8 protein-coding genes are annotated in these 6,194 nt (G+C 69.6%); 5 read left to right on the top strand and 3 right to left on the bottom strand.

Annotated elements, in window-relative coordinates; all coding sequences use genetic code 11:
- The first annotated feature begins 558 nt into the window (after positions 1-558).
- Both ABZ570_RS26085 and ABZ570_RS26080 read left to right on the top strand, forming a co-directional pair.
- Complete coding sequence (locus tag ABZ570_RS26085) at positions 559-756, top strand: phosphopantetheine-binding protein (protein WP_358068875.1); 198 nt, start codon at positions 559-561, stop codon at positions 754-756.
- A 16-nt stretch (positions 757-772) separates the two neighbouring features.
- Positions 773-1,699: an NAD(P)/FAD-dependent oxidoreductase gene (locus ABZ570_RS26080; RefSeq protein ID WP_358068872.1), complete on the top strand. Its 927-nt coding sequence runs from the start codon at positions 773-775 to the stop codon at positions 1,697-1,699.
- Positions 1,700-1,796: 97 nt separating this feature from the next.
- Here the strand turns inward: ABZ570_RS26080 and ABZ570_RS26075 are convergent, their stop codons facing one another.
- Together ABZ570_RS26075 and ABZ570_RS26070 are read right to left on the bottom strand one after the other, a co-directional pair.
- Complete coding sequence (locus tag ABZ570_RS26075) at positions 1,797-2,549, bottom strand: TIGR03943 family protein (RefSeq protein WP_358068866.1); 753 nt, start codon at positions 2,547-2,549, stop codon at positions 1,797-1,799.
- Entirely contained in the window at positions 2,546-3,487 is a 942-nt protein-coding gene (locus ABZ570_RS26070) for a permease (protein WP_358068869.1), read from the bottom strand. The genes ABZ570_RS26075 and ABZ570_RS26070 overlap by 4 nt, the downstream gene beginning before the upstream one ends.
- 783 nt (positions 3,488-4,270) lie before the next feature.
- Here ABZ570_RS26070 and ABZ570_RS26065 point away from each other — a divergent pair.
- From ABZ570_RS26065 to ABZ570_RS26055, 3 genes are read left to right on the top strand one after another with little or no spacing between them, the layout of a single operon-like run.
- Positions 4,271-4,876, top strand: a complete 606-nt coding sequence (locus tag ABZ570_RS26065; RefSeq protein WP_358068863.1) for a hypothetical protein — start codon at positions 4,271-4,273, stop codon at positions 4,874-4,876.
- A 32-nt stretch (positions 4,877-4,908) separates the two neighbouring features.
- A complete protein-coding gene (locus ABZ570_RS26060) occupies positions 4,909-5,106 on the top strand; it encodes a hypothetical protein (RefSeq protein ID WP_358068860.1) in 198 nt (65 codons plus the stop codon).
- Entirely contained in the window at positions 5,103-5,453 is a 351-nt protein-coding gene (locus tag ABZ570_RS26055; protein ID WP_358068857.1) for an integrase core domain-containing protein, read from the top strand. The genes ABZ570_RS26060 and ABZ570_RS26055 overlap by 4 nt, the downstream gene beginning before the upstream one ends.
- A gap of 84 nt (positions 5,454-5,537) precedes the next feature.
- On the opposite strand, the gene ABZ570_RS26050 is transcribed toward ABZ570_RS26055, so the two are convergent.
- Entirely contained in the window at positions 5,538-6,119 is a 582-nt protein-coding gene (locus tag ABZ570_RS26050; RefSeq protein WP_358068854.1) for a hypothetical protein, read from the bottom strand.
- Positions 6,120-6,194 lie beyond the last annotated feature (75 nt).

The following is a 6,194-nucleotide window of genomic DNA, read 5'->3' as shown; positions in this document are numbered from 1 at the left end:
GCTGCTCACCGAGCTGGGCCTGGAGTCGTTCACGGCTGTGCGGCTGCGGCGCCGGCTGCGCGAGGACCTCGACGCCGACCTGCCGCTGACCGTGTTCCTTGACGGCGCGACGCCGCGCACGATCGCCGACGCGGTGGAGTCGTCACCCAGGCGGGACACCGAGGTTACGGAGACACCGACCCACAACGCGCTGTCCTCCCACACCGGATCCGAACCGTTTCCGCTCACCCCGATCCAAGCCGCCTACCTGGTGGGCCGGGACCCGTCCTTTCCGCTTGGCGGCGTGGCGACCTTCTTCTACTTCGAGTACGACCGGCAGCCCGCCGACGATCCGGAACTGGACGTGCTGCGGCTGGAAGCGGGGTGGAACCGGCTGATCGCCCGTCATCCCCTGCTGCGGATGGTGGTCGACGCCGACGCGCGGCAACACATCCTGCCCGCGGCGCCGCCCTACCGCATCGCGGTCGTCGACCTGCGCGCCCGCGACGACGATGGCGTCGCCGGTGAGCTTGCCCGGCTGCGGCACCGGTGCTCGCACCAGCTACGGCCGGTTGAGGTGTGGCCGTTGTTCGATGTGCGGGCGGCGCTGCTGCCGGACGGGCGGGCTCGCCTGTTCGTGGGGTTGACTCCCTGCTCGCCGTGCGCGCCCTCGCCCGGCTCGCCCGCGACGGCCTCGCGGGCGCCACCGTGCGGGATTTCCTCGCCGCGCCCACCGTTGCCGGCCTCGCCGCCGCTCGCCCCACCCCGACCCAGTAGAGGGAGCACCAACGAGGTGTACGACGTCATCATCATCGGTGCCGGCTCCGCCGGACTCAGCGCCGCCCAGGTCCTCGGCCGCCAGCAACGTCGCACCCTGCTCATCGACGGCGGCCCACCACGCAACCACCCCGCCGACGGCATCCACATGTACCTCAGCCGGGACGGCTTCCCACCCCTGCGCCTGCTCGACACCGGCCACCGCGAACTGGCCGCCTACCCCAGCGTCGAGATCCGTCAGACCCGCGTCGAGGCCGCCCACGGCAGCATCGACGACTTCACCGTCACCCTCACCGACGGCACCACCCACCACGCCCGCCGCCTGCTACTGGCCACCGGCCAGCTCGACGAACCCTGGCCCATCGACGGCGTCGCCGAACGCTTCGGCCGCAGCGTCTTCCACTGCCCCTTCTGCCACGGCTGGGAAGCCCGCGGCAAGAGCATCGCCGTGCTCGGCCGCGAACCCGCCCAGGTCATGCTCGCCGCCTACCTCGCCGACCGGTACGCCGACGACGTCGTCGTCGCCACCCACGGCCCGCACCAGCTACCCGAGCCGATCCTGGACAACCTCAAGGCGCTGAACATTCCCCTCATCGAGCAGCCGGTCACCGCGCTCACCGGTGACCTCGACGCCCTGCAGCTGCACCTCGCCGACGGCACCACCCTGGACCGGCAGGTCGTCTTCCACCGGGCGCCCACCCGCCAGCCCGCACCCCTGGCCGTCCATCTCGGCGCCGAACTGCTGCCCGACGGCTACGTGCGCGTCGACGAGTTCGCCCAGACCACCGTGCCCGGAGTGTCCGCCGCCGGCGACCTCGCCCGCCTGCCGGCCCTGCCCGACGGGCTCACCCTCGTCAGCCAGGCCGCCGCCGACGGCGTACGCGCCGCCGTCTGGCTCGAACAGGGCCTGTTCCGCGCTGGCCTACCCGTCCCACTTGGTTGACAGCCCCTTGGCCGGCTGCCAATCGCAGTTCTCGGCCCGGCGGGGCGTCCTCGGGCTCAACCTGTGGCTCGGACGCCCCGCCGGCCTCCGGCGCGCCCTACTCGTACGGGTTCTTGGGTGGCCTGATCTTCTGCCAGGTGTCCACCTCCAGGTACGGGATGTCGGATCCGTTAATCGGGTCCTTGGCGGTCTGCGGAACCCACCGGCCGGTGGCCTGCACCCAGCTATCGGCGGGCAGACGGGGCACATCGCCGCTGAGGCCGATCTTGATGGGCATGCCGTCGGCGGCACAGCAGCTGAGGATGATGCGGGCGAGCATGGGTTGGCCGTCCGCGCCGGGGGCGATGAAGCCGGTCAGCTGGACCTGTCGGTCGCGCAGCGTCTTGCCCTCGCCGTAGAGGGCGCGGGAGCCGTAGTCGAGGAGGGTGAGCTTGACCGGATCGCCCGACGGCAGGGGCGGGAAGGGGCTGTACTCGCCCGACGTTCCCGCGGTCTCCTGCCGGCTGCTGGTCAGGGCGGAGCCGGCGCGGGCGGCGGTGTCGGCGCCAAGGGCCGACGGCGCGGCGAAGAGCAACGCAAGAGTCGGCAGCAGTAGCAGCCAACCCGCCGCCGGCCCGGAGTGGTCGTGCCCGTGCCCGTCGTCGTCGGCGGAGTGGGCATCCGCCTGGCGCGGGCCACGGAACTCCTGCGCCAGGGCCACCACGGCGGCGATGATCAGCAGGATCGCGGCGGCGATGAGGAACGGCTGTAGGCCCTGTTTGACGTAGCGTAGATACACGTCGGTGACGCTGGCGCGCAGGATCGCACCACCGAAGAACACCATCACCACGGCCTGAGCGCCCCGGTTCACCAGATCACCATCCCCACTGCCGCCGCGACCAGCACGGCCAAGACGAAGGTCGCCGGCGCGAACCGGACGGCGAACCGCCGCCCGAACATTCCGGCCTGCATGGACACGAGCTTCAGGTCAACCATCGGACCGACCACGAGGAACGCCAGACGAGCGGTCAGGGAGAACTGCGACAACGACGCGGCGACGAACGCGTCCGCCTCCGAGCAGATCGACAGCAGCACGGCCAGCGCCGCCAGCGCCAGCACCGACAGCACCGGCCGGGCCGCCAGGTCGTGCAGGAACTGCTGCGGCACCGCCACGTTGATCGTGGCCGCGGCCATCGCGCCGAAGACGAGGAAACCGCCGGCGTGAATGATGTCGTGCCGGCAGGCCGCCCAGAACGCTGCCATCCGGGGCAGCCCGTCGAGGTGCGCCCGATGCGGCAGGCGGATCCACTCGGTGCGGCCCAGCCGCAGCCACAACCATCCGATCAGCACCGCCACCACAAGGCTCGCCCCGCCGCGGGCGGCGACCATCTCCGGGTTACGCGGGAACGCCACGGCGGTCGCGGTCAGCACAATCGGGTTGATCGCCGGCGCGGCCAGCAGGAATGCCAACGCGGCGGCGGGCGTGACCCCGCGGCGGATCAACGATCCCGCGATCGGCACCGACCCGCATTCACAGCCGGGCAGCACGACTCCGGCCGCGCCGGCAACCGGCACGGCGAGCGCCGGATGCCGGGGCAGGGCCCGGGCCCAGAACGAGCGCGGCACGAACACCGCGATGACTGCCGACAGCACCACCCCGAACACGAGGAACGGCACCGCCTGCACCATCACCGACACGAACACGGTCAACCAGGTCTGCAACCGCGGGTCCGCCGCCAGCGCGCCAATCTGTCGGTACAGGACGCCGACGAGGATGAGGAGCACGCACAGCACTTCGACAGAACCGATCGCCCGATCGCGTTTCGGCGGCGTGGGCTTCGAATCCGTCCCCGATGACGGGTGCGGGTGCTGCTCGCCAGGCGGCGCGGCAGGGGGCGCAGAATCGGTCGTGCTCAGGGCGATCACCTTCTCCGGGTGTCCAATGCACGGGCATGCTGGGAGTGGTCAGAACGTGACGCAGGCCCGTAGCGGCGAAGGCCACCGCCCCTGCGTCGGCCTGCGCCGCTAGGGTCCGCATGCCTGCGGGGATGGCTGACTCACGCACGGGCTCCTCCGACGACAACCACCCAGCGGCGGGCGAACGAGGAGCATCATCCGGCTATTGAAATCGACTGTCACTACGTCTCCGCCGGTCGTGATCAGTCTGTGACAAGACACCAGGCCACTCTGGGTCTCCTGCAGTACCCGGCCGCTGCCGCAGCCCCCACGGCATCCGCTAAAGGAAATCGGTTGCCAACTTGAGCAAACTCGCCGGGTTCAGCGGCCGCTTTCCCAGCCGCCATCCAGGCCCGCGGTGACGAACTCGCCGGCGATCCGCCCCAACCGGACGTGATCGGCGCCAGACATCGGCCCAGCCCACGAGCGCGTCCTGCCCGCCTCCTTGCCGGACATCTTTCGTATCGGCGGATGAAACTTTGTGTTCTCTGAGCAGAAATATCGACTGGGCGTGGTCAAAGGCCTTACGCTCCGAGCCAAACAACCATCGATGCGGGGGATGCCATGTCCCGTCGAACCGGAAGACCGTCCTACCTCCTGGCCTCACCTGCCCGGCAACAGCGATCCACGACAAGGATGGGCGCGGGCGCTGCCGCGGTGGCGTTGGCTCTGGGCCTGGTCGGCGGACTGATCGGGTTCGCCGTGGGCCAGCCGAGCCCGACCGAAGCGGGCATCGCTCAGATGCGCGAAGCCAACGCCAAGCGCGACGTCGAGCAGATCATCGAACTCACCGAGATGGCCCGCGGAACAGCGGACCAACTCTCGCCGATCCTTGTCGCCATCAAGCAGGACTCGGACGCCGGACGGACGCCCGAGGCAGCTCAGGTCCACCAATGGCAGCAGACCATGCGCCAGCTGACCGAACAGTTCGCCGACCCACCGTCGGGCACGACCGCAACCAACGTAGCCCGTGGTGGCCTCAGAAGCGCGGTGGATCAGGGCACCATCGCGGTCGACTCTGTCTCCCTCTCCATCACCAGCCCCGCCCCCGTACGCAAGAACCAGTTGGCGCTGGCGGCGCGGCAAGCGGCCCTCGCGTCGGTAACCTGGTCGATTGCCGCGGCCCAGCTTGACCAGATCAATATCGATGCGGGTCGGGGCCACCAACACGTCTACCTAGACGCTGGCGATGCAGAGGGCGCTTTCACGCCAGATGGCGCCGCCGAAAGCTCCGACGGCTGAACCCGATCCTGCTCCCCGTCGACGAGGTGTGGGTGGACCGCATGGTCACGCTGTGCGGCGTACCTTGGGAACGGGCGGTGGTCGAGGCGATGTTCGTAGAGTGGGGTCGCAACCTGGTGATGGATCTCGGCGACCGGATCACGTCGTTCCGGTTCCTGATCCGCGATCGGGACGCGAAGTTCCCGCGATGCTTCGACGAGGTGTTCGCCGCCGACGGCGTTGACTGGTGAAGATCCCTCCCCGAGCCCCTCGGGCGAAATGCTACGCAGAACGGTTTATCCGCAGCGTCCGGCACGGGTGCACCGACAGACTCCTGATCCACAACGAACGTCACGCCCGCGCCGTGCTCGACGGATACGCCGCCCACTTCAACGGGAGCCGTCCACACCAGAGCCTCGCCGGGCACCCACCGAACCACGACCCGGTCGTCGCCATCCCGATCAACGCGCCGATACGACGCCGCCGAGTCCTCAGCGGCGTCATCAACAAGTACCAGCGGGCGGCATACTCGGATCAACGAAACGAGTTCACGGACCCTGCGCCGAGTTTGGCACGGTACAGGGCCTCATCCACGTGAACCACGTCTTCAGCACCCGTATACCGCGGACGGCGACCGCGAGATGCGGCACGCTGGCCGGTTACAGGGAGAGGCCTCGGCCTGTCACTCGAGCAGTGGTACCCATGCGGCGGCGACGGTTCCGTCGCGTCGCGCCTCGGTGAGCCGTTGAGCCGGAAGCGGCTCGGGATGCACTGCCTGCTGCAGGGGACCAACTCCGTAGACGGTGGCGACGGCGCCCAGCGCCCTTGCGGCGGTCGTCCAAGTGGACGGTATCTCCGCGACGCCGTAGGCGAATACGTGACCGGCCGGATCGTGCAACGCGAGACCCATAGCGTGCAGACGCACACCCCAGGTGGTCACCCTCCCCGGCTGTGTCGCCGATGGCCAGCGCGGCAGGCCCAACAAGATCGCCGCCTCCACCTGCGCCTCGCACCGCGAGCCAGTGAGGGTTTCCGTCCACGCGGCGCTGGCTGGCTCGAACCAGGCGGCGGCGACCACCGGCCCGGCGGCGTGAGAAGGCTCCCCTGGCTGTGGGATGGGAAATGGAGCAGCCCACGGCTTCTCCTGGCTCGTCACCCACACGTGCAGCCGTTCACCGCCGCGGCGTTTCGCATCATCGGCGGCGGCAAGCACCCATGCATCGCTGACCTTGTCTCGCGCGCCTGAGCGATCCGGGTGGTTCACCGGTGGAGTCGGCTCCGTAGCACCTGCGCTTTCCACAGCCGGTGATCCATCCGATACCTCTCGCGATGTTGCTGA

Origin of the sequence: Micromonospora sp. NPDC007271, assembly GCF_040634005.1 — a bacterium.
GTDB lineage: Bacteria > Actinomycetota > Actinomycetes > Mycobacteriales > Micromonosporaceae > Micromonospora.
This window is presented reverse-complemented; position numbering and strand designations above follow the sequence as displayed.